The sequence below is a fragment of the Nonomuraea sp. NPDC003707 genome, assembly GCF_053587055.1.
The window spans coordinates 1-14,985 of the sequence record NZ_JBSFNK010000089.1; the positions used below are offsets into that span (position 1 = coordinate 1).

The 14,985-nt window shown below is 65.1% G+C and carries 11 protein-coding genes, 6 pseudogenes and 1 riboswitch; of the genes and pseudogenes, 6 read left to right on the forward strand and 11 right to left on the reverse strand.

Annotated elements, in window-relative coordinates; translation table 11 throughout:
- Nucleotides 1-294: 294 nt before the first annotated feature.
- The 4 genes from ACWDRB_RS66750 to ACWDRB_RS66765 all read right to left on the reverse strand — a co-directional run bounded on the left by ACWDRB_RS66750 (nt 295) and on the right by ACWDRB_RS66765 (nt 4,588).
- The gene (locus tag ACWDRB_RS66750) at nt 295-1,020 is read right to left on the reverse strand and encodes a mycothiol-dependent nitroreductase Rv2466c family protein (protein ID WP_449912578.1); all 726 of its coding nucleotides are present in this window, start codon (nt 1,018-1,020) and stop codon (nt 295-297) included.
- 9 nt (nt 1,021-1,029) lie between these two features.
- Complete coding sequence (speB, locus tag ACWDRB_RS66755) at nt 1,030-2,061, reverse strand: agmatinase (RefSeq protein WP_449912579.1); 1,032 nt, start codon at nt 2,059-2,061, stop codon at nt 1,030-1,032.
- 58 nt (nt 2,062-2,119) lie between these two features.
- Nucleotides 2,120-3,061, reverse strand: a complete 942-nt coding sequence (locus ACWDRB_RS66760) for a polysaccharide deacetylase family protein (protein ID WP_449912581.1) — start codon at nt 3,059-3,061, stop codon at nt 2,120-2,122.
- Nucleotides 3,062-3,160: 99 nt separating this feature from the next.
- On the reverse strand, nt 3,161-4,588 hold the full coding sequence (locus ACWDRB_RS66765) for a purine-cytosine permease family protein (RefSeq protein ID WP_449912583.1): 1,428 nt from the start codon (nt 4,586-4,588) through the stop codon (nt 3,161-3,163).
- 133 nt (nt 4,589-4,721) lie between these two features.
- Here ACWDRB_RS66765 and ACWDRB_RS66770 point away from each other — a divergent pair, with 133 nt between their 5' ends.
- Nucleotides 4,722-6,302 carry a PucR family transcriptional regulator gene (locus ACWDRB_RS66770; RefSeq protein ID WP_449912585.1) on the forward strand — a complete coding sequence of 527 codons (1,581 nt, stop codon included), beginning with the start codon at nt 4,722-4,724 and terminating at the stop codon, nt 6,300-6,302.
- Between the two features lie 72 nt (nt 6,303-6,374).
- A riboswitch (glycine riboswitch) is annotated at nt 6,375-6,470 on the forward strand.
- A 238-nt stretch (nt 6,471-6,708) separates the two neighbouring features.
- Nucleotides 6,709-7,248: pseudogene (locus ACWDRB_RS66775) on the forward strand (hypothetical protein).
- A gap of 232 nt (nt 7,249-7,480) precedes the next feature.
- On the opposite strand, the gene ACWDRB_RS66780 reads toward ACWDRB_RS66775, so the two are convergent.
- The 3 genes from ACWDRB_RS66780 to ACWDRB_RS66790 all read right to left on the reverse strand — a co-directional run bounded on the left by ACWDRB_RS66780 (nt 7,481) and on the right by ACWDRB_RS66790 (nt 8,544).
- A complete protein-coding gene (locus ACWDRB_RS66780) occupies nt 7,481-8,053 on the reverse strand; it encodes a TetR/AcrR family transcriptional regulator (RefSeq protein ID WP_449912587.1) in 573 nt (190 codons plus the stop codon).
- A gap of 101 nt (nt 8,054-8,154) precedes the next feature.
- Complete coding sequence (locus ACWDRB_RS66785; RefSeq protein ID WP_449912589.1) at nt 8,155-8,370, reverse strand: hypothetical protein; 216 nt, start codon at nt 8,368-8,370, stop codon at nt 8,155-8,157.
- Nucleotides 8,371-8,397: 27 nt separating this feature from the next.
- Nucleotides 8,398-8,544, reverse strand: coding sequence for a hypothetical protein (locus ACWDRB_RS66790; RefSeq protein WP_449912590.1), 147 nt, complete (start codon nt 8,542-8,544; stop codon nt 8,398-8,400).
- Between the two features lie 70 nt (nt 8,545-8,614).
- On the opposite strand from ACWDRB_RS66790, the pseudogene ACWDRB_RS66795 reads away from it, so the two are divergent.
- Nucleotides 8,615-9,529 (forward strand): annotated as a pseudogene (locus tag ACWDRB_RS66795) (IS982 family transposase).
- An 81-nt stretch (nt 9,530-9,610) separates the two neighbouring features.
- Here the strand turns inward: ACWDRB_RS66795 and ACWDRB_RS66800 are convergent.
- A pseudogene (locus ACWDRB_RS66800) lies at nt 9,611-10,887 on the reverse strand (IS4 family transposase).
- Between the two features lie 358 nt (nt 10,888-11,245).
- On the opposite strand from ACWDRB_RS66800, the pseudogene ACWDRB_RS66805 reads away from it, so the two are divergent.
- A pseudogene (locus ACWDRB_RS66805) lies at nt 11,246-11,672 on the forward strand (IS701 family transposase); the annotation flags it as partial.
- A 528-nt stretch (nt 11,673-12,200) separates the two neighbouring features.
- On the opposite strand, the gene ACWDRB_RS66810 reads toward ACWDRB_RS66805, so the two are convergent.
- Nucleotides 12,201-12,371: a hypothetical protein gene (locus tag ACWDRB_RS66810; protein WP_449912592.1), complete on the reverse strand. Its 171-nt coding sequence runs from the start codon at nt 12,369-12,371 to the stop codon at nt 12,201-12,203.
- Between the two features lie 30 nt (nt 12,372-12,401).
- Between ACWDRB_RS66810 and ACWDRB_RS66815 the strand changes: the two are divergent.
- A pseudogene (locus ACWDRB_RS66815) lies at nt 12,402-13,174 on the forward strand (transposase family protein).
- Between the two features lie 74 nt (nt 13,175-13,248).
- Here ACWDRB_RS66815 and ACWDRB_RS66820 read toward each other — a convergent pair.
- Complete coding sequence (locus tag ACWDRB_RS66820; protein WP_449912594.1) at nt 13,249-13,788, reverse strand: DinB family protein; 540 nt, start codon at nt 13,786-13,788, stop codon at nt 13,249-13,251.
- Nucleotides 13,789-14,055: 267 nt separating this feature from the next.
- Between ACWDRB_RS66820 and ACWDRB_RS66825 the strand changes: the two genes are divergently transcribed.
- Nucleotides 14,056-14,343, forward strand: coding sequence for a hypothetical protein (locus ACWDRB_RS66825; protein ID WP_449912595.1), 288 nt, complete (start codon nt 14,056-14,058; stop codon nt 14,341-14,343).
- 40 nt (nt 14,344-14,383) lie between these two features.
- Here the strand turns inward: ACWDRB_RS66825 and ACWDRB_RS66830 are convergent.
- A pseudogene (locus ACWDRB_RS66830) lies at nt 14,384-14,665 on the reverse strand (relaxase domain-containing protein); the annotation flags it as partial.
- Nucleotides 14,666-14,985 lie beyond the last annotated feature (320 nt).

The window sequence follows — 14,985 nt, forward strand, 5'->3', positions numbered from 1 at the left end:
TGAACACATCGTCAAACCGGAAGCCGTGATCGGCTACCGCCCAACGGTGCAGCTTGGTCTGCATCCCCCGTACCCGCAGCCATGCCTCATCGGCCTGTCAGGGCAGTCTGGTCGGCGAGGGTCATCGTCACTGTCTCGATCGTTCTGTCTCGCCCTGCTTCGTATCAAAAGGACTCATGTATACCATTTATCACAGCAGTCTGACAGAGAAGGCATCCTCGTGTCGGTCGGCGACCAGCACCCGGGTCCTCCCGCATCCGCGGATGCCCGGGTACCGGTCATGGGGTGTCGCTGCTACTTCTTGAGGCGGCGACTGCCGCCGTGCCAGTCCTGCTGGACGCCGACTTCGTCAACGCCGACCCCAAACGCCGGCAACTGCGGCACCTCCCGCAGGCTGCGCTTCAGCTCCGCGAATCCAGGGAACTTCGCCAACCCGATCACGTGGTCCCACAGCTGCGTGGCCTGCTTCTCGTCATCGGGCAATCGACTGATCACGGGACCGAAGAAGGCGACGCCATCCGGCGGCTCGAAGTGCAGAATGGGCGTCCCGACGTCCTTTCCGGTCAGGGAGAGCGCTTCGTCGGTTTCGGCTTCGAGCTGAGCGTCCCACCCGATGTCGTCCAGCGCGTCGGCCAGCTCAACAGGCAGGCCGGAATCGGCGAGAACCGGACGGACGAACTCTGGAGTGCCCCTGCGGCCCACACTCGCCGCGTCGTCCGGAACAAACTCGCGCTCGAAGACATACTCTCCCAGCACGGCATACAACCTGCCCACAGCCCCGGGACCGTGTTCCGCACGGGTGCGCGCGGCGACGCGGAGTAGTCGCAGCCCGGCAGTGTGGCTGGCTTCATACTCCGGTGGGAAGTGGGTGTCGTAGTCGATGTGCGCGTTCAGCAGCCGTAGCGAGATGAACCGCCAGTCGACCGAGTAGCTGCGCCGCGCCTGCACCATGCGGACCCATTTACTTGCCAGCCAGGCGAACGGGCACGTCGGGTCAAAGTAGAAATTGATGTCGGTCATGGCTCTTTATCATTTCTCTGGAGTTACGGCAGTTTCGACTATATTCGCATTCGGCCCGGGGTCGGCCATGAGCGCGATCATGTCGAAGACGACCGTTGCCGCGGCGAGGGAAGTCACCTCCGCGTGATCGTAGGCGGGGCTCACCTCGACCACATCGGAGCCGACCAGTGAGCCGCCGGGCAGTCTCCTCAGCACATGGAGAAGCTCGCGGGAGGTGAGACCACCCATTTCCGGAGTTCCTGTGCCTGGCGCGAAGGCAGGGTCGAGCACGTCGATGTCCACGGATAGGTACATCGGCGCGTCACCGATCCGCGCGCGTATCCGGTCCGCCACCTCCTCGGCTCCGAGCCGGTCGATGTCGCCGGCACGGATGACCTGAAAACCGAAGCTAGCGTCTTCGACGAGGTCCTGACTGCTGTACAGCGATCCGCGGGTCCCCACATGAATGGAGTGGTCCTCAATAAGAAGGCCTTCTTCGAAGGCTCTACGGAAGATCGTGCCATGGGTGCGCGGCGCGCCGAAGTAGGTGTCCCACGTATCGAGATGGGCGTCGAAGTGGACGAGTGCAACTGGGCCATGCACGCGGGCCACCGAACGCAGCAGAGGGAGAGCCACCGTATGGTCCCCACCGATCGTGACGACCCGTTGCCGCTGTGACACCAAGTCGGTCGCATGCCGGTCGATCTGTTCCAGAGTTTCGTCGATCGAGTACGGGTTGCAGGGAACGTCACCGGCGTCGACGACCTGGACTCGTTGGTATGGGGCCACGTCAAGGTCAGGATGGTACGCAGGGCGCAGGTTGCGGGACGCCAGTCGCACTGCGGCGGGACCGAACCGAGCGCCGGGACGGAACGAGGTGCCGCCGTCGAACGGCGCGCCGAGCACGGCAATCGAATAGTCGGAAACCTCGTCGATGCGGGGGAGACGAGTAAAGGTGGAACTCCCGGCAAAGCGCGGCACCTCTGTGCCGGATACCGGCCCAATGATGTCGACGTTGCCGGGGACGTTCTTCGAGGGGGTTACATCGTCGTTGGTGGGCACGTCAGCTCCGTTCTCCATCGCGCTTCTTCTTGGACTTGCCGCTCGCTTGGCTCCCGGTTCATTCGATGACCGGTGGCGGAAAGGAGCGCGGCTTCAGGCCGAGGGAACGGACGTGGCAAGCGACCTCGTCCACTGTGGCGATCCACAGATAAGGCATTGATCGCATCACTTCGATAAGCTGTTCAAGGGCATGCAGACGTGCCGGCCGACCGCAGAGGAAGGGATGATTCGTCAGCGAGAAGCAGCCGCCCTCGTTCGCGATCGCCTCGAACTCCAGCAGCCACATCTCCAGCACCTTGGCCGGACTTTCGATGAGCCCCGATCCGAACACCTCGGGCAGGTAGGCGTACTGCTCCCAGTCGTCCAAGGCCCAATGCACCGGGACCTCGATCAGGGAGCGCGCGTCCGGACCGGTGTGCTCGGCGAGGACGTACGGCACGTCGCAGTCCATGAGGCTGCTGTCGTACGTGAAGCCCCGATCCATGAGCAGCCCTGGAGTGGCGTACGTGGTCTCCCACATGGGCGCCCGGTAACCAGTGGGTCGCAGGCCCGCGACCCGCCGCAGCGCGGTGAGGCCTCGATCGAGCATCGCCGCCTCTTCGGACGGCGACATGCCGCGTACAGCTTCGTGCAGGTAACCGTGATGCGCGATCTCGTGTCCCGCGTTGGCGATCGCAGCGACCGTCTCTGGATAGCGTTCTGCTGTGTAGCCGGGCACGAAGAACGTGGCGCGCAGGTCGTGGCGCTGGAGCAGGCGCAGGATCCTCGGCACGCCGGTCAGGGGGCCGTACGCCTGATGGGACATCACGGACAGCCGTGTCGCGTTAGTGGCATCGGCGGTGAGCACCACGTCTTCGGCGTCCAGATCGAAGCTCAGGATCGCCGCTGCGGTCGCGTTTCCGGGCCAGGTTATCGGGTCCGCGGAGCGCGTTGCGTTGAGCGTGGTCGCAGAGCCCGGCTCAGAGCGTGCGGCTGAGGTGGCCTGTGCGGACTGGGTCATCGGAACAACCTCCACGCGAACGGGTCCGGCACTCGGATGGCGGACAAAGCAATCTCCTTGCGGTTGGTCGGCGTCGCCGACGCATTCATCGCAGCGCGGTCATACCTCGAGCCGCCTCTCGTCTTCGCGACGCGACCGACCTGCGATGTAGTAGATGAGACCCGCGACGACTGATCCCGCGAACCAGGACAGGTCGACATTGCCGAGGGCCCGGGCGCCCGGCCCCTGCAAGAAGCTGGGAACCGCGTAGGAGAAGGCCCAGGTCGTGAGGATGCCGACGAGGAAGGCTGCGAGCGCGGACCAGCGGACATTGGGTAGGCGGCTGGCGCCCGGCGGGTCGAACAAAGCATCGACATCGATGCGTTCACGGGCGAAGATCCAGTAGTGGATGAGCGTCACCGCGCCCCAAGGCGCTACCCAGGTGACCATGCCTGCGAGCCAACTGTCCAGAGTCTTCGCGAAGTCCTGCTGGAAGATCAGGAAGATCGTGAAGGCGGCGGCAAGGACACCTACCCCGTAGGTGAGCTTGCGCCGGTCGATGTTCCAGTCGAGGGTCTGGGCGCACAGGCAGCAGGAGTATATGTTGAGGATGTTCGTGGCGATCGGTCCGTGGATGACGAGCAGGATCAGCGGAATGGCAAGGGCGCCGAAGGCGTTTACGACGAGTTCGCCAGGGTCGACCTTCTGGCCTACCGTGGCCAGCGTCGCGCCCAGCACTCCGAGCCAGACCACGGGGATGAGTTGGCCGAGCGCCGAAGCTGCGAACACTTTTCGCCGGGGCATGTCGCGCGGCACGAACCTTGAGTAGTCCGAGGCGTAGGCGAACCAGGTGATGCCCCAGCCGATGCCGAGCGCGGTCATGACCGTGCTCATGGCCGATAGGCGCGCGGTTCCCGTGAGATGTTCTCCAGGCCAGTTCCAGTCCACGCCGGCTCGCGTCCAGGCGATGATCGTCATGGCCAGGACGACTACCAGAGTGATGGGAACGGTCCAGCGCTCGAAGGCTGCGATCGCGCGGAAGCCGTAGGCGGCGATCAGGATCTGAGCCGCCATAACGAACAAGGCCACGCCGATCTTCAGGCCGATGCCGCCTGAGATGCCGATCTTGGAGAACAGCGCGATGATGAGATCAAGGATGATCCATGTGTTGATCGCGCACCAGCCGACCGCGACCAGACCCTGCAGTGCAGCCGGGAGGTAGGCGCCGCGCCGGCCGAACGTCGCGCGCGAGAGCACCATCTGGCTGACGCCGGTGCGCTGGCCCATGAGGACGAAGAACCCGAAGCCTGCCATGCCGACCACATTGCCCAGAACAAGCACGACGATCGTGTCCCACAAGCTGAGGCCTAGCCCGACGCCGAGCGCGCCGAGGATCCAGTTGATGGGTGCCAGGTTCGCGCCCGCCCAGATCCAGAACTGATGGGCAGCCGTGGAGACCCGCGATTCATCGGGTACGGGGAGCAGTTGATGCTCGACGGCTTCAGTGGACTCGGACGTGCGTGAGGAGAGATCTGCTGAGACGTTCATGCGTGCCCTCACCAGGGACGTTGACGTCGGAGTGACGCTCGTCACTTCCGTACGCGCCAGTCTGCTGCTGGGCTCTTTGTGGGGCAAGGGACGACCTGTCCATACCTGTCGTCCATCTGATAGACAGATTGTCGTGACCATCCGTTTGACGGACATGATCGAGCACTCCGTGTTCCAGCGGGGCCAGCCGGAGGTTCTCTGCGGCGATGATCTTCTCGATCGGCCGATTCGCTGGTTGCACTCGGGCGACATCTACGAGATCGCATCGCTGCTCCGCGACGGCGATGTGCTTCTCACCACCGGTCTGGGCTTGAGGGAGAGAACCGCGGCCGAGCGTCGCGCGTACGTTCGACAGCTGGCCGATTGCGGCGTGTCGGGCGTCGTCCTCGAGCTGCGCCGCTTCTTTACGACAGCGCCACCGGAGATGCTGCAGGAGGCCGAGCACATCGGACTCCCGATCATCGGCTTTCGGGCTCTTGTCCCTTTCGTCGAGGTGATCGAGGCGGTGAACAGCACGATCATCGACGTCACGGTGAATCGCTTGCGGCTGACGGACCATGTCTCACATGCCCTGTCCGAAGTACTGGCGGACGGAGGGAAGGTCGGTCAACTGCTCGCTCGGCTGAGCGCCATCCTCGATCGCCCCATCACCCTGACCGGACCGTCCGGCGACACCTTGATCGGCTCTGGTTCTGAGGGAGACCCGGATGAGCTCCAGCAGGAATTGACGGCTCGGACGCCGGTCGTCGTGAACGGAGCCGTCTGGGGGTGGTTGCTCACCCGCCTCAGCAACGAGGAAAGCTCGGCGGAGCAGGCGGCGCTGGAACGCGCCGCCGAGATTGTGGCCCTCGGACTGTTGCGCGGCGGTTGGGCGGCGATTTCTCGCAGCGCGAACCACCATCGGCTGATTTCGGCGTTGCTCTCGGGCCAAGGCGATCGCGAGGGTTTGCGGGCACGAGCGAGCGCCGCCGGTCTGGCGTTGGACGCGGCAGGCTATGTCGTGGCCCTGGCTCGCGACGATGATCCCGCGGTGGCGCTGGCCACACTGGACCGGTCTGCCAGAGCGGTATACGCGACGGCGTACCCGGAGGGGGGGCGATGCGGGTCCGTGCCGACAATCACGGCGGAGGTGGACGGGGTCTGCTGCACACTTCTCGCCACGGCATCGTCGCCCCGGCAGATGGCGGCCCGGCTGTCCGCCGAGCTCGGCAACGCGCTGACGGCCACCGGTGTGGCGGCGGTGGGGCCACCCGTTCGTGCCGTTGACGAACTGATGCACTGCGCGGCTGAGGCGCGGCTCGTGCTTGGAGTGGCACGTCAGGTGGAGCCACGCACCCGTGTCGCCGAAGCCGACAAGCTCGGCGTGGAGCGAGCGCTGCTGCGGGCCTACGGCGTCGACGGGCTGGCGCGGTACGTCCATGAGAAGCTCGGGCCGCTCATCGACTTCGATGATCAGCGGGGTACGCGGCTGCTCCACACCCTCGATGTGGTCCTGACATCCGCGGAGGGGAAGACGGAGGCGGCACGTCGGCTCAATCTGCGGCGGCAAACGCTCTACCAGCGGCTACAGCGCATCGGTCACTTGCTCGATGTCGACCTCACGGAACCGCGCACACGAGCCGACCTGCTCGTGGCGCTCCGCGCGCGGCATCTCCTCGGCGACAATCCCGCATCCTGGCCTGCAGTCTCGTACCAGCCTTCGAGACCATCGTGATGCCCGGAAGGGGGTTGACCTTTGGGAACGGTTCCGCCTACGGTGAGCCCCCTAACTGCATATCGCGCCGTCAGAACCGGAGCGGGAGAGTCCGTCGTCCATCATGACGAGGCGCCGAAGGAGCAACTCTCCCCAGAAACTCTCAGGCCCCCTTACCGCACCGGCGAGGCGAACTCTGGAAAGCCAGGACGCTGGTCCTGCACCCACGGTGCAAACCGCACATCAGGCGGTGAAGCTATCAGGTACCGATGACAGAGCGGGGAGGTCGCCCGGCTGTGGCGCCGCATCAAGCGGTGCCTGAAACAGGGAGCCTCCCACCATGACGACATCGCGTGATACTTCCAGGCCTGCTCGTGGGCACTTCGCGTACCGGCACATCGGGGTGGGCCTCGATGACCAGGCCACCATGTTGGCCGAGCTCGGATACGTCGGCCTCGACGAATTGATGGATGCCGCGGTACCCGCCGGCATCCGCTCTGCAGCGGACCTCCGGCTGCCACCGCCCATCACCGAGACGCAGGCGGCATCCGAGCTCGCCGAGCTCGCCGCGCGCAACACGGTGTCGATACCGATGATCGGCATGGGCTACCATCCGACGATCACGCCTGCAGTCATCCGCCGTTACGTCCTGGAGAACCCGGCATGGTACACGGCGTAGACGCCGCACCAGCCGGGGATCAGCCAGGGACGGCTCGAAGCACTGTTGAACTTCCAGACCATGGTGGACGATCTGACAGGACTGCCGACAGCCAACGCGTCGCTGCTCGACGAAGGTACGGCGGTTGTGGAGGCGATGATGGTGATGAAGCGGGCCTCGAAATCTCCTTCGTCGCGGGTCGTCGTCGACGCCCGACACTTTGCCGCAAACCCTGGATCTGGTGCGGACCCGTGCCGCGGAGTGCCGAAGCCCAAGCCGCCGGTGACAGGCGGCGACACAAACAATTGACATTCTGACGCTATGTGAACCGGTGCTCAGGCTTCCCATGAGCACGGTCGAATCGTAGACGTCGCCGACGCCATCGCGAGCCGTCATCCCCAAACGAGCCGGACGGCTCCGCCGATCTGAGTGGCAGCGTTTGCGCGTCCAGCGGCACTCTGTCGTCATCGGTGAAGGCCGTCCGTTGACAACGGCATGCCGCGATCTCGCCAGAAACTCACCCGAATGGTGCTTGGTTCACTCATTTCAGAGCTGCGGCGATCGAGGCCGCGATGTGGTCGCGCATTGCCTCGTGGTCGTCGGCCGCCTCGCCCATGATGATGCGTGCGAGCTGCGGCAGCATCGACGGCAGCAGCGCCAGGCCGGTGAGCATGAACAGCGTACGGGCCGTAGCCGTCGTGGGCTCCTCGCCGCGTCCTTCCGCCAATGAGGCTGTCTTGCGGCCGCAGCGCTCCACCCGGGCCTTCTGGCCGGGCAGCAACTCCTGGCCCCGGCAGTTGAGCGCCTCCCACATCAGTAGGCGCACCAGGTCAGGGTGCGTGCGGTAGTAGTCGGTCAGTCTGATCACGTAATCGATGGGGTCGCTGCCGGGCAGGGCCATCTGGGCGGTCAGGTCGTCGAGCGCCTCAGTGATGACCGCGTCGAATAGCTTCTCCTTGCCGCCGAAGTGGCCGTAGATGCGCTCTTTGTTGACCCTGGCGCGCTCCGCGATGCGGTCGACGCGAGCGCCTGCCACCCCATGGGCGGCGAACTCCTCCCGCGCGGCCTCCAGCAGGGCAGAGCGGGTGGCGGCCGTCGAGACCTTTGGTGCCATGCCGCCCATGATGCCACGACCAACCGGTTGGTTGCGGAGCGTCCCTCTAGCCTAGATGATCAATTCCAAGGGGTGCCTGCGGAGGGTGTGGGGGTGGGCGGTCAGGCGTCAGGGTCGACTTCGGGGTGCGTGAACCGCACGGGCTTGCCCAGCGACCGGGCGTAGGCGATTTCGGCTCGGGTGCTGTCTCCGATGTAGCCGCCGACTACGAGCACCTCATCAGCGAGCCGGATCTTCGCCCGGTGCAGATCGTCGAGTCGAACCTTCAGCGCCTCGGCCTCGACAGGATCGGACCAAAGTTCGTGCGACGACTTCATGTCGCAACCCGGTTTGACGACAATCTTTCAGGCTTTGGTCTCCCGCAGATCGGCCTCGTTCATCTCGGTCATGAAACGGGTGGAGCCGCAGATCACGACGATACGCGGGAGGCTCAACAGCTTCTTCGCGTCGGCGAGCTTCTCCTCGGGGGTGAGCAGTTGCGGGTATGACACTGGTTCCTCCTGGTGGTGTGGTCCAAGGGGCGCCTGCGGAGACGAGAACGAGGATGTCCAAGATCGTCTTATGGCGAACGACGTGGGCACCCTCGCGACAGCACTGTATGCGACGACCGACGACATGCTGAAAGAGCATCCCGACCTGGCGCCGTGGCGCCCGCCGGTCGGCATTACGCCCCGCCTGAGCGATGCCGAACTGGTCACCCTCGCCACGATGCAGGCCATACTCGGCTACACCTCCGAGGCCAAATGGCTCCGCCATGCCCGTGCCCACCTGCGCCACCTCTTCCCCTACCTGCCCCAGCAGCCCAGCTATACCAAGCGGCTGCGCAAGGCCGCCGGTCTGATGCGAAGCGTCAACCGGATCCTGGCCACCACCACCTCGGTGTGGAGCGACGACGTATGGGTCGTGGACTCCACCCCGGTGGAATGCGGCCGCTCCCGCGAGACCGTCAAACGCTCCGACCTGGCAGGCTGGGCCGAATACGGCTACTGCGCCAGCCACAGCCGCTTCTTCTGGGGCCTGCGCCTGCACCTGCTCTGCACCCTTCAGGGCCTGCCCATCGCCTTCGCCCTGACCGGGGCCAAGGCCGACGAACGCGAGACCCTCCTTGACCTCCTGGCAGCCGAATGCGAGCTTCTGCGAGAGCGCCCCGACAGACTCTCATCGGCGACAAGACCTACTTCGGCCGTGGTTTCGAACGCGAACTGTCCGAGCGTGGAGTCCAGTTGCTGCGGCCGGTCCGTAAAGGTGAACGGGAACGGCCTGGTGCAGCCCTGTTCAAGCCGCTGCGGCAGGTCATCGAATCGATCAACGAGACCTTCAAGGGGCAGCTTGGCCCTCGAACGGCACCGAGGGCGCACACCCGGAGGTGTCATAGCCCGCGTCATGCAACGCATCCTCGCGCTGACCGCCACGATCTGGCACAACGACGCCACCGGACAAACCGTCCTACGCTCACTGATCGCCTACGATCACTGACCCCTTGGAATAGATCATCTAGTACTCCAATGACAACACCGTTGAGTTAACGTCGTGACCCGGCCGTCAAGCCTTGCTCCATCACCATGACCTCGGTTTCGAACGTGTAGTGCTGGACGGTGGCGGGGCGCTGGAGAGAGTTCTTGCTGTATTTGCTGGTCGGATTCTTCCGGGTTCGGGCCTTGACTCGCTGGCGGTGGTGGCCAGGTGCAGGTTGTCGAGAATGGCGCAGCCGATCGCGCTGGTCAGCGCGGCGATGTCACTGATCAGGATCCCACTGGCGGTGGTGACCTGGTCGCGTGCGGCGTCCAGGGCGACAGTGAAGCTGATCCGGTCGAAGTCCAGTCGCGGGTGGCCGGCGATGGCGTCCCCGGCGATCCGGACCATGGCTTGGTAGACGGTCAGTAGCGCGTAAACCTCCTGGTCGATGTCCTGCAGGCAGCGTGAGCGCAGGACCCGGCCATGCAGCATGGTGGCCTTGATCAAGAAGTAGGTTGTCTCCGCCTGCCACCTGTCGTGGTAGAGCGCGACCAGTTCGCGGGCGGGGTAGCGGATATGGTCGGTCAGGCTGGTGGCAAGGCGCCACTGCTCACGACGTGCAGTGCCGTCGGCGTAGGTGATCGTGATCCATGCCTCGATGATCCGCACTGGCAGTTTCCCCAGGCCGAACGTGGACAGGTAGGAGCCGTCGGGCAACCTCTTGATGATCAGTGGGTGGCGCCGAGCGCCGGAACGGCAGAGGGACTCCGCTCCCGTGGAGCGCAGTTGGAGCAGAAAGGGCCAGCCGTCGAAGCCCGTGTCCAGCAGCACGAGCATGCCTGAGGCGAGTCTGTCCAGCAGTCGCTGGGCATATCCGGTCTCGCCTACCGTCTCCGGTCCGAATGCGGCACCGAGCACGGCTCGGGTGCCGCATTCGATCAGTACCAGCAGTCGCAGCAGCGGGTAGCCGAACTCCACATCTTCGCCCTTACGCTTTCGCTTGGCGTGCTGGGCGGCGATCGAGTCGCTGTCTGCCAGATGCACCCCGGTGCCGTCGATGGCCACCGTCCGCAGGCCCCGCCAGAATGCCCCGACGGTGTCCGGTCGGGCGAGCGGCCCGGCCAGCGTCTCGAACAACGTCTTGAACGGTGCGCTCCCCACCCGGCGACGCGCCCGGCACAACGCCGAGGCACTCGGCCGTGCCAAACACAGGGCGTCCAGGCTCGCCACGAGCTTGCCCCACACCGCCCGATAGCTGCACTGCTCAAACAGGGCCAGAGCCAGCACGAATACACCACCACCCTCGAGGGCAGCAGCCGGATGCGTTTTTGAACTGCTCCCGTCTCCTTCAGCACCGCGTCGACCAGCGTGAAGTCCACTATCTGGGTGAGCTCTCCGAGATGCCCTGGTGCGAATATGCCTGCGGCTACCGTGATCTCTCGAGCGATGACAGACTGCTCCTGCAACGGAACTCCTTGATCAGCTCTCTTGGTCGAAAGTTGATCTACCGGGGTTCCGTTGCGTCGTTCAACCCCTTGACAGTTCGCCTACGGCCTTAACTCAACGGTGTTGACTCCAATGACGCTTCGCGATCTTGAGGGGTCAGAGTCACATGGCGACAGCCACTGCGTGATCATTCGGAGTTTGTGAAGACAACCAAAGATCGTGCGGTGGCCGCGAGTCACAGCGTAGAGCCTGACGGCTGGATGGTCATCTTCAACGAGCTGATGGGGCGGGGTCGCCAGCCGGTTCGGCCGCGTCGAACCACGCCGCACCGCGACCGCTTACACCTGCGGGCTGCTGGCCGACATCGACCGCAAGTACTGCTGGAACCTGGCCGAGCACGCCGGGCTGGCCGGACCGCAAGCCATGCAACGCCTGCTGCGCACTGCGTGCTGGGACGCCGATTCCGTACGTGATGACCTTCGCGACTACGTGATGGGCAGCTCGGCGAGGGTGGGGTGCTGATCGCGGATGAGACCGGCTTCCTCAAGAAGGGCAGCGGTTCGGCCGGGTGCAGCGGCAATACACCGGCACCGCGGGCCGAATCGAGAACAGTCAGATCGGGGTGTTCCTGGCCTACGCCATAGCCCGCGGGCAGGCCCTGCTGGACAGGCGGCTCTACCTGCCCGAGCACTCCTGGCTGGCCGATCCCGGCCGATGCGTTCAAGTACGGCGAGTTCGGATACCGCCTGCAGTGCCTCGACACGGGGGCACTGGTCGCACAGGCGCTCACGGGCGGCGAGTTCCACGGTCTGCCCGCCGCGGTTCACCTGCGGTTCGACGACGACGCAGTGAACGGGCTTATCGGCCTCGACCTGCACGTCGAGAGCGTCAACGCGGTCCTTTCTCTGGGCCAAGGTGAGGAGGAGGGGCCGCGCGCGTTGACCGGTTCCATGCGCGCGCCCGCCAATGGCCCGACCCGGGCAGTCGCCGGAGACCCGATGCTCGTGCCCGGCGGCGGTGCCGCGATGCTCCCCGAGACCCGCGCCCTCCACGACGCGTCCCGCTCATCCGCGATGGAGGACGCGGGAGATGCGGAGCCACTGATCGCGGCGCCGGCGTCTCGGGTCGTGCGGTCCCTGCCGGCCTCGGTTGAGCGTCCCGCCCTTTACCCCGGGATCAGCTGGCGCCGCTCGGCGAACGGTTTTCGGTGCCGGCCGGCTGACCCGCGAGCAAGTGGGCGGGCTGCTCATCGCCGCGACCGCCGGATATCGAAGCGCATGCGCGGAACGACGATCGGACCGGCCAACACGGAACCTTTTTCAGGCTCCTTGGCGCCCGCCTTGGTCACAGCGTGATCGCGATACCGGTGTTCGGCCGGTGACGTGAAGAAGCTCCTGATAGACGGGTTGATCACCACAATCCACACCGTCGCAACCAGGAGCTTCAGGTGTTGTTCTATCGACTGCCGTCGATTTGTCGCCTCAGATGCTGAACTACGTCGCCGGAATGATCCGGCGCCATCGTAAGGCGATCGGGTCGATCTGGCGGCGGCTCAACCCCGGCCGGCAGGCGTTGCTGGTGCTGGTCTACCTGCGCAAGGGTGAGACGTTCACCGAGCTCGGCGCCGGGTTCGGGGTGTCAACGGCGACCGCCTGGCGGCATGTGGAGGAGACCGTGGCGTTGCTGTCGGCCCGCTCACTCAAGCTCGGCCAGGCGCTGCGCAAGGCGAAGCGGGACGGGCTGCACTACCTGGTGCTGGACGGCACGCTGATCCACACTGACCGGATCAAGGCCGACCGGCCCTACTTCTCCGGCAAGCATCACGTGCACGGGATGAACGTGCAGGTCATCGCCTCACCGGACGGGACCATTCTGTGGACCTCCGGAGCGTTGCCGGGCAAGGCCCACGACCTGAGCGCTGCCCGGATCTGGGGCATTCTGCGCGCGCTCGAGGACGCCGGCATCATCACCCTGGCCGACAAGGCGTATCAGGGTGCCGGGGGTCCCATCCGCACCCCGCATAAGGGCAAGAACAAGCCCGCCTCCCAGAAGCAGGCCAACCGCGCCCACGCCCGCCTTCGCGGCCCAGGAGAACGCGCGAACACCCAGCTGAAGAGCTGGAAGATCCTCCACAAGCTACGCTGCAGCCCGAGCAAGGCCAGCGACCTCTGCAAGGCCAGCGCCGTCCTTCAGAACCACCGCGTTGCTCAGGCCGCCTGAGGATGAAAAGGGTCATTGGGCCGGGACCTCAGCTCAGCGGACGTTGTCGCGCGTGTGCGCGATCAGCTGACCAGTCAGAGTCCGACTGCTCCATCGATCTGTTCCCGCAGCAAGTCCGCGTGGCCATTGTGTCGCGCGTATTCCTCCACCATGTGCATCAGCACCCAGCGCAGTGAGACGGGCCCTTCGCCAGGTTCGTGCCCGATGACTTCAAGATCCGGCGCTGTGTCGACGAAACGGTCAGCGAACGCGACCTCCGCCCGCCATGCCTCCCACGCCTGGGTAACCATCTGCGCGTCCGCTCTAGCCACATCAAACGCGGCATCGGGAGCGGTCAGAGATGAAAACAGGGGCGGGGGCTCTTGCCCTGCCATCACCCGACGGAACCAGAAGCGCTCGGACTCGGCCGCGTGCTGCACGAGCCCAAGCAGCGACAACGCCGATCGGCCTACTGCCCGCTCCGCCAGCTGCGCCGGCTTCAGGCCAGCGCACTTGAGTTCCAGAGTCTCCCGCTGCCATCGCAAAAATGCCAGCACTATCGTGCGCTCGTCCGCTTGTGTTGGCCGCTTGACGCGGAGATTGCCGTCAGTCTCGACGGGCGGGAGGATCGACATCCCACCATCATTCACCATCACAGACTGGCGTGTGGCGTGCGACGCCCGGCCCGGCAGGCCACGTCGCTCTCATCCCTCTCAACGCTACAGACGCTACTCAGGATGAAAAGGGCTGACGGTTCTCCTGTTCGCCGCGAAGCATGTCCATGGAATAGAAGGGGGTCCGTATCGCTACGACCATCTCCATCGCGCCCTGACCGCAAGTCTGGACGGTGGCACGGCGGCCGACGTGCTCGGCTCCATCGCGTCGCCCATTACACCGCCCACATGCTCAAATACTTCAGCGGCTATTTCGCGCCCGCTGGAAACTACATCCACGGGTTTGAGGTGTACGGGGATCGCTGGTATCGCATGCAGAACATCGAGGCGGGGATCATCGCCCAGCGGCTTGTGCTGGCCGCGGCCTCACTCGATCTCGCGAGCCGGATCAACTGCGCGTTCCACGTCTCACGCGCCGGCGCCCTCTTTCCCGCGGAGGATGCTGATCTGCGAACCTTGGTCCAGGTCTTCGTTGGCCTGCCCGGCGGCGCGGACGGATACGAACAGGAGCTCTGAGCGGTACACGCGACGCGGCGGGGTCATTGGCCTGCTTGGACTGGGTGGACCGGAACTTGCGCTCAGCGGTCGACGTGGCCTCACAGTCCAGGCCCAGCGAAGCGAACAGGGCCTTGATCTGGCCGTCGCGTTTGGAGAACCGTTCCCGTACTTCGGTAGGGATAGCGGCGATCTCCCAGGCCCCTATCTTCGGGTCACGCGTCCGCTCGATCCCGTAGGCATCGCTGAGGCCAGCAACGCCCACGCATCCGCCCGCAACCCGCTGGCCTGATCCACCGCGGCCTGGGCGCGATGCTTGGACCGGTTCGCCGCCTGCTGGCACGCCTTCGAACAGAATCTTGGTGGCCGCCCGGTCGCCTTCACCTCGATCGCAACCTCACGCACCGGGCGAACCTGCACCGCACCGTCGCCCATCAAGGTCCGTTCATCCGAGAACGAAGAAGGGGGTTTCGTAGCCGCCCAGACCAGGCCGCCGACGTTGGGCAAAACCGGGGATCAGGCTACCCCGGTGTGACGCCCCGAGGTCTGTTCCTCGCGAAATGTGACCAGCACCCGCAATCGTCGCAAGTCCAACATGTAAGCCATACTACAAGAGACGGCCCTCAGGCACAGCAAATGCTTCATGTCCTCCCTGAGCCGTTG